Origin of the sequence: Bradyrhizobium valentinum (genome assembly GCF_001440405.1) — a bacterium.
GTDB classification, from domain to species: domain Bacteria; phylum Pseudomonadota; class Alphaproteobacteria; order Rhizobiales; family Xanthobacteraceae; genus Bradyrhizobium; species Bradyrhizobium valentinum.
Genome location: NZ_LLXX01000101.1, coordinates 32,081 through 45,885, shown reverse-complemented (window position 1 = coordinate 45,885; position 13,805 = coordinate 32,081). Strand labels below are relative to the sequence as shown.

At 63.1% G+C, this 13,805-nt stretch carries 12 protein-coding genes; 10 read left to right on the top strand and 2 right to left on the bottom strand.

What is annotated here, in order from left to right:
- Positions 1-2 precede the first annotated feature (2 nt).
- The 3 genes from fdhF to CP49_RS15255 are packed head-to-tail and all read left to right on the top strand — an operon-like array spanning position 3 to position 3,918.
- The gene (fdhF, locus tag CP49_RS15265; RefSeq protein WP_057851050.1) at positions 3-2,876 is read left to right on the top strand and encodes a formate dehydrogenase subunit alpha; all 2,874 of its coding nucleotides are present in this window, start codon (positions 3-5) and stop codon (positions 2,874-2,876) included.
- Between the two features lie 3 nt (positions 2,877-2,879).
- On the top strand, positions 2,880-3,716 hold the full coding sequence (fdhD, locus tag CP49_RS15260) for a formate dehydrogenase accessory sulfurtransferase FdhD (protein ID WP_057851049.1): 837 nt from the start codon (positions 2,880-2,882) through the stop codon (positions 3,714-3,716).
- Positions 3,706-3,918 carry a formate dehydrogenase subunit delta gene (locus tag CP49_RS15255; protein ID WP_057851048.1) on the top strand — a complete coding sequence of 71 codons (213 nt, stop codon included), beginning with the start codon at positions 3,706-3,708 and terminating at the stop codon, positions 3,916-3,918. The genes fdhD and CP49_RS15255 overlap by 11 nt, the downstream gene beginning before the upstream one ends.
- Positions 3,919-4,007: 89 nt before the next feature.
- Here CP49_RS15255 and CP49_RS15250 read toward each other — a convergent pair whose 3' ends face one another.
- Positions 4,008-4,784, bottom strand: coding sequence for a DUF4394 domain-containing protein (locus CP49_RS15250; protein ID WP_057851047.1), 777 nt, complete (start codon positions 4,782-4,784; stop codon positions 4,008-4,010).
- A gap of 153 nt (positions 4,785-4,937) precedes the next feature.
- Here CP49_RS15250 and CP49_RS15245 point away from each other — a divergent pair, with 153 nt between their 5' ends.
- The 4 genes from CP49_RS15245 to CP49_RS15230 all read left to right on the top strand — a co-directional run bounded on the left by CP49_RS15245 (position 4,938) and on the right by CP49_RS15230 (position 7,591).
- Positions 4,938-5,516: a sigma-70 family RNA polymerase sigma factor gene (locus CP49_RS15245; RefSeq protein WP_082646044.1), complete on the top strand. Its 579-nt coding sequence runs from the start codon at positions 4,938-4,940 to the stop codon at positions 5,514-5,516.
- Positions 5,513-6,265 (top strand): anti-sigma factor, encoded by a 753-nt coding sequence (locus CP49_RS15240; protein ID WP_057851046.1) that lies wholly within the window; start codon positions 5,513-5,515, stop codon positions 6,263-6,265. The genes CP49_RS15245 and CP49_RS15240 overlap by 4 nt, the downstream gene beginning before the upstream one ends.
- A gap of 449 nt (positions 6,266-6,714) precedes the next feature.
- Entirely contained in the window at positions 6,715-7,179 is a 465-nt protein-coding gene (locus tag CP49_RS15235; protein WP_420807615.1) for an L-2-amino-thiazoline-4-carboxylic acid hydrolase, read from the top strand.
- A gap of 190 nt (positions 7,180-7,369) precedes the next feature.
- Entirely contained in the window at positions 7,370-7,591 is a 222-nt protein-coding gene (locus CP49_RS15230; RefSeq protein ID WP_245310696.1) for a hypothetical protein, read from the top strand.
- A gap of 31 nt (positions 7,592-7,622) precedes the next feature.
- On the opposite strand, the gene CP49_RS15225 is transcribed toward CP49_RS15230, so the two are convergent.
- Positions 7,623-7,820 (bottom strand): hypothetical protein, encoded by a 198-nt coding sequence (locus CP49_RS15225; protein ID WP_057851043.1) that lies wholly within the window; start codon positions 7,818-7,820, stop codon positions 7,623-7,625.
- A gap of 781 nt (positions 7,821-8,601) precedes the next feature.
- Between CP49_RS15225 and CP49_RS15220 the strand changes: the two genes are divergently transcribed.
- The 3 genes from CP49_RS15220 to CP49_RS15210 are packed head-to-tail and all read left to right on the top strand — an operon-like array spanning position 8,602 to position 13,795.
- On the top strand, positions 8,602-10,260 hold the full coding sequence (locus CP49_RS15220; protein WP_057851042.1) for an efflux RND transporter periplasmic adaptor subunit: 1,659 nt from the start codon (positions 8,602-8,604) through the stop codon (positions 10,258-10,260).
- 12 nt (positions 10,261-10,272) lie between these two features.
- Positions 10,273-13,401 carry an efflux RND transporter permease subunit gene (locus CP49_RS15215; RefSeq protein ID WP_057851041.1) on the top strand — a complete coding sequence of 1,043 codons (3,129 nt, stop codon included), beginning with the start codon at positions 10,273-10,275 and terminating at the stop codon, positions 13,399-13,401.
- Positions 13,379-13,795, top strand: coding sequence for a hypothetical protein (locus tag CP49_RS15210; protein WP_338060357.1), 417 nt, complete (start codon positions 13,379-13,381; stop codon positions 13,793-13,795). The genes CP49_RS15215 and CP49_RS15210 overlap by 23 nt, the downstream gene beginning before the upstream one ends.
- The last annotated feature ends 10 nt before the right edge of the window (positions 13,796-13,805 follow it).

The following is a 13,805-nucleotide window of genomic DNA, read 5'->3' as shown; positions in this document are numbered from 1 at the left end:
CCATGTCGCTGATCCAGGAAATCGACTTCGGAACACCGCGCGCCAAATCCGAAACAATGGTGACGCTCACCATCGACGGCAACAGTGTCACCGTGCCCGAGGGCACCTCGATCATGCGCGCGGCGATGGAAGCCGGCACGCAGATCCCGAAACTCTGCGCCACCGACATGGTCGACGCGTTCGGCTCCTGCCGTCTGTGCCTGATCGAGATCGAGGGCCGCGCCGGAACGCCGGCGTCCTGCACTACGCCGGCCATGAACGGCCTCGTCGTGCATACCCAGACCGAGCGGCTGAAGAAGCTGCGCAAGGGCGTGATGGAGCTCTACATCTCCGACCATCCGCTGGACTGCCTGACCTGCGCGGCCAATGGCGATTGCGAATTGCAGGACATGGCGGGCGCGGTCGGCCTGCGCGACGTGCGCTACGGCTATGAGGGCGAGAACCATGTGTTCGCCAAGTCGGACGGCTGCACCAATGAAAATTGGATGCCGAAGGACGAATCCAACCCCTACTTCACCTATGATCCCTCGAAATGCATCGTCTGCTCGCGCTGCGTCCGCGCCTGCGAAGAAGTGCAAGGCACCTTCGCGCTGACGATCGCCGGCCGCGGCTTCGACAGCCGCGTCTCGCCCGGCATGAGCGAGAGCTTCCTCGGCTCCGAATGCGTGTCCTGCGGCGCCTGCGTGCAGGCCTGCCCGACCGCGACGCTGACGGAAAAATCCGTCATCGAGATCGGCCAGCCGGAGCATTCTGTCGTCACCACCTGCGCCTATTGCGGCGTCGGCTGTGCCTTCAAGGCGGAAATGCGCGGTGAGGAAGTCGTGCGCATGGTCCCCTATAAGGACGGCAAGGCCAATCGCGGCCATTCCTGCGTCAAGGGACGCTTCGCCTGGGGCTACACCACCCACAAGGAGCGCATTCTCAAGCCGATGATCCGCGAAGATATCGCCGATCCCTGGCGCGAGGTGTCGTGGGACGAAGCGTTCAACTTCGCCGCCGCGAAATTCAAGGCCATCCAGCAGAAACATGGCCGCGACGCCGTCGGCGGCATCACCTCTTCCCGCTGCACCAACGAGGAAACCTATCTGGTGCAAAAGCTGATCCGCGGCGGCTTCGGCAACAACAATGTCGATACCTGCGCGCGGGTCTGCCATTCGCCGACCGGCTACGGCCTGTCGACGACGTTCGGCACCTCGGCCGGCACACAGGATTTCGATTCCGTCGAGCATACCGACGTCGTCATGGTGATCGGCGCCAACCCGGCCTCCGCCCATCCGGTGTTCGCTTCGCGCCTGAAGAAGCGGCTGCGCCAGGGCGCCAAGCTGATCGTGATCGATCCCAGGCGCACCGAGATGGTGGAAGCCCCTCACCTCAAGGCGTTGCATCTGCCGTTGATGCCCGGCACCAACGTCGCCGTGCTCACGGCGCTGGGACATGTGATCGTCACCGAGGGCCTGGTCGATGAAGCCTTCGTGCGCGAGCGCTGCGACTGGAGCGAGTTCGAGGAATGGGCCGCCTTCGTGGCGCTGCCGAAGAACAGCCCGGAAGCGACCGCGATCATGACCGGCGTCGATCCGAAGGTGTTGCGCGAAGCCGCCCGGCTGTTCGCCACCGGCGGCAATGGCGCGATCTATTACGGCCTTGGCGTCACCGAGCACAGCCAGGGCTCGACCACCGTGATTGCGATCGCCAACCTCGCGATGGCGACCGGCAATATCGGCCGGCCCGGCGTCGGCGTGAACCCGCTGCGCGGCCAGAACAACGTCCAGGGCTCCTGCGACATGGGCTCATTCCCGCATGAACTGCCGGGCTATCGCCATATCTCGGGCGACGCCGTGCGCGACCAGTTCGAGGCGATGTGGAACGTCAAGCTCAATCCGGAACCGGGCCTGCGCATTCCCAACATGTTCGACGCCGCGATCGAAGGCACCTTCATGGGCATCTACGTGCAGGGCGAAGACATCCTGCAGTCCGATCCCAACACCAAGCATGTGGTGGCGGCGCTGTCGTCGATGGAATGCGTCATCGTGCATGACCTCTTCCTCAACGAGACCGCAAACTATGCCCACGTCTTCCTGCCGGGATCGACCTTCCTGGAGAAGGACGGCACCTTCACCAATGCTGAACGGCGCATCCAGCGCGTGCGCAAGGTGATGACACCGCGCAACGGGCTCGCCGACTGGGAGGTCACCATCGGCCTCGCCAAGGCGATGGGCTATGACATGCAATACCATCACCCGTCGCAAATCATGGACGAGATCGCCGCGCTGACGCCGACTTTTGCCGGCGTCTCCTATGCCAGGCTGGACGAGCTGGGCTCGGTGCAGTGGCCCTGCAACGAGAAGGCGCCGGAAGGCACGCCGGTGATGCACATCAACGGCTTCGTGCGCGGCAAGGGCAAGTTCGTCATCACCGAATATATCCCGACCGACGAACGCACCGGTCCGAGGTTCCCGCTGCTGCTGACGACGGGGCGCATCCTCAGCCAGTACAATGTCGGCGCACAGACCCGCCGCACCGAAAACGTCATCTGGCATTCCGAGGATCGGCTGGAAATCCATCCGCATGACGCCGAGCAGCGCGGCGTGCGCGACGGCGACTGGGTGCGGCTGGCAAGCCGCGCCGGCGAAACCACCCTGCGCGCCGAGATCACCGATCGCGTGGCACCGGGCGTGGTCTACACCACGTTCCACCACCCGGACACGCAGGCCAACGTCATCACGACGGACTTTTCGGACTGGGCCACCAATTGTCCGGAATACAAGGTCACGGCGGTGCAGATTTCGCCGTCGAACGGACCTTCCGATTGGCAGAAGGCCTATGACGAGCAGGCCCGCCACTCTCGCCGCATCGCGCCGGCGGAAGCTGCGGAGTAAGTCATGCCCGATGCGGTCGCTACCGCCGATCGGCAGATCTGGCGCGACGGTCATCTTGGTGAAGGCACACGGCTGATCCCCGAAGAGAGCGCCATTGCGCTCACCTATAATGGCGGCACCTACGCCGTCATGATGGGCACGCCGCAGAACCTGCAGGATTTTGCGGTTGGATTCAGCCTCAGCGAGGGCATCGTCCGATCGCCCGAGGAGATCGTCTCGCTCGATGTCGTGGAACTCGATGACGGCATCGAACTGCGAATGTGGCTGGCATCGCCACAAGCCGAGCGCGTCAACGAGCGACGGCGGCATATCGCGGGCCCCACCGGCTGCGGCATCTGCGGCATCGAGTCCATTGCCGAAGCCGTGCGCCCGGCCGCCGTGGTGGCAGAGGGGCGCGTGTTCTCGCCCCGAGAGATTATGGCCGCAATGGCGAGCATTACCGTGTTGCAGCAGATCAACATCCAGACCCGCGCGGTGCATGCGGCAGCCTTTTGGACGCCGGCGCATGGCCTCGTGGCGTTGCGCGAGGATGTCGGCCGCCACAACGCCCTCGACAAGCTCGCCGGCGCGCTGGCGCTGGAGAGCGTTTCCCCCAGCGAGGGCATCGTATTGCTGACCAGCCGGGTCTCGGTCGAGATGGTGCAGAGGACAGCCGCGATCGGCGCACCGCTGATGGTGGCGGTATCGGCGCCGACCGCGCTGGCGGTTCGCACGGCGGATGCCGCCGGCATCACGCTCGCCGCCATCGCGCGCGCGGACGGATTTGAGATCTTCACGCATCCACAGCGGATTGCGGTTACACAATATACTGGCGTTGCGGAGGCTACCCATGTCGCCTGATCGGCTGATCTACATGGCCAATCAAATCGGAAAATTCTTTCAGAGCCAGGGCCACGACAAGGCGGTGCCCGGGATCGCCGAGCACATCAAGAAGTTCTGGGACCCGCGGATGCGCAAGGCGATCTTTGCGCATCTGGACGCCGGCGGTAGCGGGCTCGACCCCAATGTCCGCGACGCGCTCGAGACGCTGAAGCAGGCGTAGGCACCGGGCCGAGCCGGAATTCACTGCAAGGTTCTGCCGGCCGCGCAAGCAACCGGCAGAACCCAGGCGTCAAGGATTGCAGCGGTCGGCTACATTCCCATGATGGCGATGTCCTTGACCGTGCCGCTGACGCCGGTGATCTTTGCAGCCTCGGTCGCCTTTGCGGTAGCGAGGTCGATGCTGTAGAGCGTGCCGCCCGCCATCAGCCAGGCTTCGTTCTTGCCGGCGCCGTCGGACCAGATGTCAAACGCGACGGTATCCGCCTTGATCCCGAGTTTGCCGATCGCACCGAGCACGCCGTCATTCGGTGGCGCCTGCTTGATCAATCCGCCGATGGTGCCGTCGATATTGAACAACGCCGTCTCTTTTGCGCCCTTCACCGAATTGGTATAGGCGCCGGCGACGATGTTCGGCTTTTCGCCCTTGTGCATGTCGCTGTCGGCAAACTTGTGGTCGCCGTCCTTGGTCACCTTGCCGTCATCGACATTCGCCCGCAGGTTCATCCCGTCCGCGCCCATCACACGCAAGCGGTCCGCCACCGGATTGAAATCCATCGTCGCAGCCACGCCCTTGGCAAGCATGGTGTCGAGCTTCGATTTCGTCGTGGCCTTGCCGTCCAACGCGATGGTCACAATGGTGCCATCGTCGACCAATCCATAGAGCATGCCGTCGGCCGGACGTACGTCGATGCCGACCAGCGCACCGGAAATGCCGGTGACCTTGACGGACCCGGTCGCCTTCTTCTGCGCGGTATCGACCATCGCAATTGTGTCGCCGCCGACCAGGGCTGCGACCTGCGCGGCGTTGGCGGCTGCGGATGACAGTAATAGCGCGGCCGAGGCGGCGAAAATGGAACGATAGTTCATCGGTGAGCTCCCTGTGTTGCTATGATCCTCTCGGGACCAACACAGCGGGTACCGGCGGCGCGGCGAAACGGATGCAGCACACTGAAAATAATTTTCGGCACATGCATCCAAATGCCGCATCTCAAGGTAGAACAACTATGCAAGGGCATAGACATGACTGGAAATGGCACCATCACCGCCAACCTGCAGGCTCCCGCCCTGTTCGATCAGGAGCGCGAGGCGCAGCTTGCCGCGGCCCTGGCGCGCTGCGCGGCCGGCGACCGCACCGCATTGCGCGTGATCTACGACAGCGAGGCGCCGCGCATGGTCGGCATCGCGCGCCGCATCCTGTTTCGGCAGGACCTTGCGGAAGAGGCGGTGCACGACGCCTTTATCCGAATCTGGCGCGGCGCGGCCGGCTTCGATCCGCGCCGCGGCAGCGCCCGCGGCTGGCTCTATGCGGTAGTGCGCAACCGCGCGCTCAGCATTCATCGCGATGAGCACCGCTATGAAGCATCAGATGAAAGCGTCCAGGATGTCGACTGCGAGGCCACCCTGTCGCGGATGCCGGAGACCAGCGCGCTGCGCCGGTGCCTCGAGCAGATCGACCGTCCCCGCCGCGACGTTGTGGTGCTGGCCTATGTTCACGGCATGAGCCACGGCGAATTGGCGGGACGGCTCAAGGTTCCGCTCGGCACGGTCAAAAGCTGGGTACGGCGCAGCCTCTTTGCGCTGCAGGAGTGCATGGGATGAACCCGCACGATGCCGATAACGCCATGGCCGCCGATTACGTGATGGGCCTCCTGGACGGTGCGGAGCACGCCGCCGCCGAACGGCGCATCGCAACTGACCAATCGTTTGCTCAGGCTGTCGGCACGTGGCGGGAACGGCTTGCGGACCTCGATCTTTCGGCCGAGGAAACCCCACCGAGCCCGGCGCTTTGGCAGCGCATCGCGGATGCAACCAAAATCGCGCCGATCGACGCCCTGCCCTCCGCACGCGCCGCGCTGCGTGGCGCCACACTGTGGGACAACATCCGGTTCTGGCGCGGCCTCGGTATCGGCGGCGCCGTCGCCGCGCTGTTTTTTGCGACGATCATGATCGGCGCGTTGGCGACGTCGCGCCAGCTCCGTCATGACATGATCGCGCTCGCCCAGCGCAAGCCGATTTACGTCGCCGTGCTGGTGAACGACACGACGAAAGAGGCCGGCGCCATCGTCAACGCGTTTTCGAACGGCCGGGTCGAGCTGATACCGTTGCGGCCGATCGAGGTTCCTGCCGGCCGCACGCTGCAGGTTTGGACCTTGTGGGATCGCGCGATCGGCCCGAAATCGATCGGCGTCACCGGTCAGTCGCGCACGCTGCAACTCGACCTGGAGTCGCTGCCGGAAACCGTGCAAGACCAACTGTTCGAGATCACGCTGGAGCCTGAAGGCGGCTCACCCATCGGACGACCGACCGGCCCAATCCTGTTCAAGGGCAACGCGGCACGGGCCTTGTAGTCGCCTTAGAGGGAAGTCGCCCTGAGGGAAGTGGCTGGCCGTCCGGTTTCAGCACCAGCCCTTCTTCCAGTGACCGGGCGGGCAGCCACCCCCCCGCCAGCCGACCTTCCGGCCCCGGCTCCAGCCAAACGGACGATAGCCATGGCCGCGGCCCCAACCGTGCCCGCGGCCGTGCCCGCCCTTTACCTCAATCAGATCGGCCTTGACCAGAGAAGCGTGGATCATCGCATGGCCTACGGGCATCGCCGTGGCCGCGGGGGACACAAAAGCAATTGGCATTGCGACTGCGATTCCGAATAGTAGTTTGCGCATAGCCCACCGGCTCCAGAGTTGAAGAAGGCGACGTCAGAGCAGGAAAAAATGGCAATAGTTCCACGCGATTGGGGCGGACTCCCAGAAGCCCGTCGATCTCTCTAACCTCAAGACAAGAGTGGAGGCTGCCGGTGGGCATTCCCGTCATCCAACAAGTCAAGATCCAGGCCCAGGTTCTGGTCCCTCTCGTCAAGGCTCTGCAGGCGGAACTGGGAGAGGAGCGCGCCAACGGTATCGTCCGAAAGGCCCTGCGTGATCTCTACCGCGCCTTCGGCGAACAGTTCTGGCGGACAAAAAACGAGAAGAATCTGGGCAAGGCTGTCGCGTCGGCGTTCACGACCTATGCCCGTGACGATGCGTTGCATTACAACGTGATCGACCAGTCGCAGGACGTCTTCGCCTTCGACGTCACGCGATGCCGCTACGCCGAGTTCTACAAGGAGCTGGGCGAGCCGGAGCTCGGGTTCCTGTTGGTGTGCTCGGCGGATTTCGATACGGCCGAAGGATTTGGGCCCGACGTCAAGTTAACCCGCACGCAGACCATCATGCAGGGCGCCGGCCATTGCGATTTTCGCTACCGGCGGACGGGCAGTACCGACTGAACGTAGAGTCCACGATAGATTCTGTCGTATTTTTTCATCCCTGAGCCGGAAAGCCAGGAACGAGATCGCTGCTCCCGCGTTGCAGGTGTGAGCGGGTAGATCAGGAAGGAGAAATCCAACCAGAAATATCAGCTCAAAAGCCCCGTCAGTTATTGCGATAGCTGGCGGGGTTTTAATGTGGGAGGGGTTCGTGCCCTACGCGCTTTTCAATCGCGACAGGCAGATCGGCCCTGGCCTGCCGACTGAGGCGGATGTCTGGAAGCAAGCTCTCGACTCCCGGCTGATTTCCGATATTCCCGTTGCCGACGAAGCAGGCGGACAGGTTCTGCCCGCCCACTATCACGTCAAGGAAATCAGGGAAGAACGTTGCGCGCCGGATCCGGACTGGAAGCTTCCGGATGAAATTTCCTGACGCCGTAGTAGCCGCGCCTTCACACAATCCCCTATCGCCCCTGCTTGACGAAGGTCAGGCCGCTCAGGGTCAGCCGTTCCTCGCTGGTTTCCCCGTTGGCCACGAGCTCTTCCAGATAGGTTTCCAGTTCCGGCAGCTTGCGGTCGAAGTCGGCATCGAGGCCCATGAGCTGGCACGTTTTCCTGATGCGCTCGATGGGCTTGTCGAAGATGTTGATCTGCGTATGCATCCCAGCCTCCTGATCCCGCGATAATTCCGGGCGGCCGCCGGAGTTCCGAAGCTCCCGGCCACCGGGACATGAAAGCCAAAAAGGGGGATGGGGTCTCGGGACACACATCATCGGCGAGACGGCCAGACAAGGCTTTGATGGCCTTTGGCAAGAGAGATCGAGGAGCAAGCGCGAGGGCGGGCATCTGCCGCAATAACGCGGCGATAACCATGCCGGCACCGCCGCGTTCCGGTCTTGAATTCGCGGTTCCCGGGCGATATCTAGTGCAGCACTTGTGCTACAATCGGACGGTCATGCTGAAGCAACGAATTATGTGTGCTCTGGGAGCCGCGATCGTCCTGATCGTGCTTTCACTCGCGCCTTCCGTTGCCCAAGCCCATGCCGGCCATGAGCATCATGCTGCCGCTCACGTCCACGGCGGCCATGGTCAAGCTACCTTTGATCAATCCGATCGGTCGGCGACGCCCGCAGTCTTGCAACAGGCTCAGCGGGGACAAACCGAGACGCCCGTCTCTTCGGACCGCAATTGCGTCGGCGCCTGCTGCACGTTCACATGCGCCGCTTGCTGTGCGGCCGGGTTGCCGACTTTCGTGCAACTTGTCCCGTTGTCCCGATCGGCAACGCGTGTTGCGTTTGTCCCGTCCCAGATAAGGCCAGATCGCGCGCCTGAGTCCCTCAGGCGCCCTCCCAAATACTTCATCTGAACGCAGCGATCAGTGAATGTGCGCGGCCGGCGCTACGGCCCGCAACTGACGGTCATTCAGACTGAAGGATTTTTGGTATGCTTTCCCATTTCGGGCGCGCCCTGTGCGCTCTCGCGGCAATCGCAGCTCTTTGCGCTGCGATTGCTCCCGCTTCCGCCCACGAGGGTCATGACCACGGCGAACAACCTGCCGTCTCGGCAGGCGCGTTGCCACGCGGCGAGGCCGATTCCGACGCGTTCGAAATCGTTGCCGTCGCCCGCGGAGACCACCTTGAGATCCATCTCGACCGGTTCGCCACGAACGAGCCGGTGACCGGCGCCGTACTTGAAGTTGAAACGCCGGGCGGCTCCGTAAGGGCTACCGAGAATACCGACGGCACATACCGGCTGCCGGCGCCGTGGCTGGCAAAAAACGGACGTACCGACCTCATTTTCACCGTTACAGCGGGAGACGCCACCGACATCTTGCCGATGACGATTCAGACTGCGCGTGAGCCGGCGCAAAGCGAGGTACAAGGGGACGCGGCTCATGGTGAACGCATCGGCAGGAATTCGGTTCTTCTCGCGCTGGGCGGCCTGCTGGCGGGGGCGCTGCTAACGGCCCTCGCGCTCCGCGGGCGACGAGCGGCGGCCATTGTCGTCATCCTCGCCGCGTTCGCGGGCGTCCGCGGGACGAATGCGCATGAAGGCCACGGCCATGAGGAAGACAAGGCGCAGGTCGCGATCAGCGTCGGTTCAGGGGAACGCGCCCAGCGCCTGCCGGATGGAGCGGTGTTCGTGCCCAAGACGGTGCAGCGGATATTTGCGCTGCGGACGCTGGTCGCCGAACAGGCAAAGCACAGAAAGGTCACCGAACTTCCAGGCAGAATCATTCCCGATCCCAACGCCAGCGGGTATGTGCAGTCAGCCGTGGGCGGCCGGCTTTCCGCGCCGGCGGCGGGTTTTCCCCGGCTCGGCACACGGGTGAAACAAGGCGACATCCTGGGCTATGTCACGCCTCCCATTCAGGCGATCGATGTTTCCGACATGCGGCAGCGCCAGGGCGAGCTCGATCAGCAAATCTCGATTGTGGAACGCAGGTTCGCGCGTTACGAGCAACTCGCGCCATCGGGCGCCATATCCCGAACCCAACTCGAAGATACACGGTTGGAGCTGGAAGGGCTTCGCGAGCGGCGCGCATCGATTGAAAAATCGCGGCGCGAACCCGAACCGCTGATCGCCCCGGTTGCGGGCGTCATCGCGGAAGGCACAGCCGTGGCAGGCCAAATCGTCCAGCCGAGCTCTGTCGTCTTCAACATCATCGATCCCTCGCGGCTGTGGGTCGAGGCGCTGAGCTTCGAGAGCCTCGAACCGTCCCGCGGCGCGCGCGCGTCGACATATACGGGCAGGAATTACGACCTTGTCTATCAGGGCACCGGCTTCGCCGATCGCAGCCAGTCGGTGCCGGTGCATTTTGCCGTGACGGGCGAAACGGCGGGGCTGAGGGCCGGCCAGTTCCTGACCGTGCTGGTCACCACCGACGAGACGAAGGAAGGCCTTGCGGTACCGCGAGGCAGCGTCGTGCGCGGGTCGAACGGCCAGGATTTTGTGTACGAGCACGTCGCCCCCGAGCGGTTCATGGCAAGGAGCGTGCGCACGGAGCCTCTCGACGGCGATCGTGTGCTGATTGTGTCCGGTTTCTCACCAGGCAAGCGGATCGTGTCGCAAGGCGCGGACCTTCTCGATCACGTCCGCTGAGGAGGCACGCGCATGTTCACATTCCTGGTCAGCGCCTCGCTCCGCAATCGCCTTTTTGTTCTTGCGATGGCGGGCGTCCTTATTCTTCTGGGTGCCTATACCGCGCGGCAATTGCCCGTCGATGTGTTCCCGGACCTCAACCGTCCGACCGTTACCATCATGACGGAATCGGAAGGGTACGCCCCTCCGGAGGTCGAACAGCTCGTCAGCTTCCCGATCGAGACTCAGATGAACGGCGTGCCGGGCGTCAGCCGGGTACGATCGGTCTCGGGCATCGGGCTTTCGATCGTCTACGTGGAGTTCGAGTGGGGAACCGATATCTTCCGTAACCGTCAACTGGTCGCGGAGCGTCTCGCGCAAGTGCAGGGCCAGCTCCCCCTGAATGTCACTCCGCAAATCGGCCCCATCAGTTCGATCATGGGTCAGATTCTCCTGATCGCGGTGACGTCGAAGACGGCATCGCCGATGGAGGTGCGCGAGATCGCCGATTTCACGATCAGGCCCCGGCTGCTCGCGATCCCCGGCGTTGCGCAGGTGATCCCGATCGGCGGCGAGGTCCGTCAGTACCGGATTGCGCCGCTGCCTTCCGCGTTGCGCGCGCTCGGCGTGAGCTATGAGCAGGTCGAGTTAGCGCTCCGGCAGTTCGGCACCAATACCGGCGGCGGATTCACCGACCAGAACGCCCGCGAATATCTGATCCGCAATATCGGGCGCACCACGAGCCTGGAAGACCTGCGCAACATCGTCGTTACCACCACCGAAGGGCGCCCTATCCTGCTGCGGCAGGTAGCGAACGTCGACTTTGCGCCAAAGGTCAAGCGCGGCGATGCGGGCTATATGAGCAAGCCTGCCGTGGTCGTCTCGGTCGAGAAGCAGCCCAATGTCGATACGGTGCGGCTGACGCAACAGATCACGCAGGTGCTGGCGGAGCTGGAGCCCAGCCTGCCGTCCGGCGTAAAAGCCAACGAAATCATATTCAGACAGGCGAGTTTCATCGAAAACTCGATTCAGAACGTCGAGCGGGTGTTGCTCGAAGCCGCCCTTGTCGTAGCCGTCATCCTGTTCGCGTTTCTTCTCAACTGGCGCACGACGGCCATTTCGCTAACGGCTATTCCGGTCTCGATCCTGACCACGGCCATCATCTTCAAGCTGCTTGGCCTGTCGATCAATACCATGACCCTGGGCGGCATTGCGATCGCCATCGGCGAACTGGTCGATGATGCCGTTGTCGATGTCGAGAACATCTTCCGCCGGCTGCGCGAGAACCGAGAGCAAGGCAATCCCCGCTCCGTGTTCGACGTGGTGGTTTCGGCATCCAACGAAGTGCGATCGGGCATAGTCTACGCCACAATGATCATCGTCCTCGTGTTCGTGCCGCTGTTTGCGCTTTCGGGCATCGAGGGGCGGCTGTTCGCGCCGCTCGGCCACGCCTACATCATCTCGATCCTCGCGAGCCTGCTGGTGTCGATCACCCTCACGCCCGTGATGGCCTATTACCTGCTGCCGGGGATGAAGCGCCTCGCGCAACGGGAGAGCTGGCTCGTCCGCAAGCTCAAGTCTGCGAACCATGCGGCGCTCGGGTTTGCTTTCGCTCACAGGGGATTGCTGCTCGGCGTCACGGCGCTGGCGGTGCTGGGCTCCGGCGCCGGCGCACTCAGCTTGAAGCGTGCGTTCCTTCCAGCCTTCAACGAAGGCACATTCACAATCAATATTGCGTTCAACCCCGGCGTTTCACTTTCCGAATCGACCCGTGTCGGGTCGATCGCTGAACGCCTTCTGCTCGACGTGCCGGAGGTGATCAGCGTCGGGAGGCGCACAGGGCGCGCAGAACTTGACGAGCACGCGGAAGGCGTCCATTCATCCGATCTCGAAGTCGATCTCAAGCCCTCGCAGCGGTCGAAGCCCGAGATCGTCGCGGACATACGCTCCCGGCTTTCGGTGCTGCCGCTCTCGGTCAATGTCGGGCAGCCGATATCGCACAGGCTCGACCATCTGCTCTCGGGTGTCCGCGCCGAACTCGCCCTGAAGCTTTTCGGCGACGACCTCGACACGCTACGAAACAGCGCGGAAGAACTCCGTCTGCGGCTTGCGAAGATCGAAGGCATCCAGGACCTGCAGGTCGAAAAGCAGGTTCGTATCCCGCAACTCGAAATTCGTGTCGATTACACGCGGGCCGCTCTGTACGGCGTGCAGCCGGGCGCCGTGACCGAGCAGTTATCGCGCCTGTCGAGCGGACGCGTCATCTCGCGCGTGGTTGATGGCTATAAGCGCTACGACGTCGTCATGCGGCTACCCGACCGGCTGCGCACCACAGAGAAGCTCGGCGACCTGTTGATCAAGACCCCATCGGGGTGGATACCGGCGCGCCAGATCGCGGACGTGAAGGAGACCGATGGGCCAAATCAAATTCTCAGAGAGAACGGCCGCAGACGCATCGTCATACTCGCCAACTCGGACGGCAAGACCGACATGGCCGAGATCGTGCGTCGTATTCGCGTCGAGTTGCAGACGGCGAGCCTGCCGCAGGGCGTCACCACGAACCTTGAAGGCACATTCCAGGCCCAGGAGGAGGCCAGCCGCAAAATCGGTATCCTCTCGGCCGTTTCGCTCGCGCTGATCTTTGCGATCCTCTACAGCCGCTACCGCTCCACCGTGCTGGCCTTGATCATCATGGGCGGGGTGCCGCTCGCGCTGGTCGGTTCGGTCGCGGCGCTGGCGCTGGCCGACCAGCCGCTATCTGTCGCCAGCATGGTTGGATTCATCACGCTGGCGGGGATCGCGACACGCAACGGCATTCTTAAGATAAGCCACTACATCAACCTTGCTTTGCAGGAGGGACTCCCGTTCGGGCCGGAGCTTGTGATCCGCGGAAGCCTCGAGCGCATGACGCCGGTGCTGATGACCGCGCTGTGCGCGGGGCTTGCGCTGCTGCCGCTGCTTGTCGCGGCGGACGAGCCCGGCAAGGAAATCCTGCATCCCGTCGCGGTGACGATCTTTGGCGGGCTTGTCAGCGCGACCTTGCTCGATGCGCTGATTACGCCCGTGCTGTTTCTCATGTTCGGCAGAAAGCCGCTGATGCGGCTCATGCAACGGCAGTCCGACGAGTCTCTCGGGAAGCATGCCGCTTCACATTCCTATTGAACGCTCACGTCTTGAAAGGAGATCGCGCATGAAGTTCAGATATCTCACTCTTGGCATTGCCCTGCTGGCCGGCCTGCCAGCCTACGCACACGAGCCGAAAGCATCCCATGGCGGACGCCTCGCCGAAGCCGGTCCATATCATGTGGAACTCGTCGCAAAGGACAAGACGATTGAAATCTTCCTCATAGGCGAAAACGACAAGCCGGTTGACCCGAAGGGTTTCAAAGGCGTTGCCATTTTCAATCTTGGGGGAAAGGCCGAACGCATCACGCTCGCGCCTTCGGAAAAGAACAACCTGAGCGGAACAGCGATAATGGCCCTACCGGCCAGGCCCAAGGGTGCGGTTCAGCTCACAGCGCCCGACGGCAAGACTGCAACGGCGCGATTCGACTGATGCTGCCACG

Bases quoted from the DNA above. Each gene is read 5' to 3' on its own strand.
- CP49_RS15245 (WP_082646044.1), top strand. From the start codon at position 4,938: ATGACTGGAAATGGCACCATCACCGCCAACCTGCAGGCTCCCGCCCTG.
- fdhF (WP_057851050.1), top strand. From the start codon at position 3: ATGTCGCTGATCCAGGAAATCGACTTCGGAACACCGCGCGCCAAATCC.
- CP49_RS15225 (WP_057851043.1), bottom strand. From the start codon at position 7,820: ATGCATACGCAGATCAACATCTTCGACAAGCCCATCGAGCGCATCAGG.
- CP49_RS15250 (WP_057851047.1), bottom strand. From the start codon at position 4,784: ATGAACTATCGTTCCATTTTCGCCGCCTCGGCCGCGCTATTACTGTCA.
- fdhD (WP_057851049.1), top strand. From the start codon at position 2,880: ATGCCCGATGCGGTCGCTACCGCCGATCGGCAGATCTGGCGCGACGGT.
- CP49_RS15215 (WP_057851041.1), top strand. From the start codon at position 10,273: ATGTTCACATTCCTGGTCAGCGCCTCGCTCCGCAATCGCCTTTTTGTT.
- CP49_RS15220 (WP_057851042.1), top strand. From the start codon at position 8,602: ATGCTTTCCCATTTCGGGCGCGCCCTGTGCGCTCTCGCGGCAATCGCA.
- CP49_RS15255 (WP_057851048.1), top strand. From the start codon at position 3,706: ATGTCGCCTGATCGGCTGATCTACATGGCCAATCAAATCGGAAAATTC.
- CP49_RS15210 (WP_338060357.1), top strand. From the start codon at position 13,379: ATGCCGCTTCACATTCCTATTGAACGCTCACGTCTTGAAAGGAGATCG.
- CP49_RS15240 (WP_057851046.1), top strand. From the start codon at position 5,513: ATGAACCCGCACGATGCCGATAACGCCATGGCCGCCGATTACGTGATG.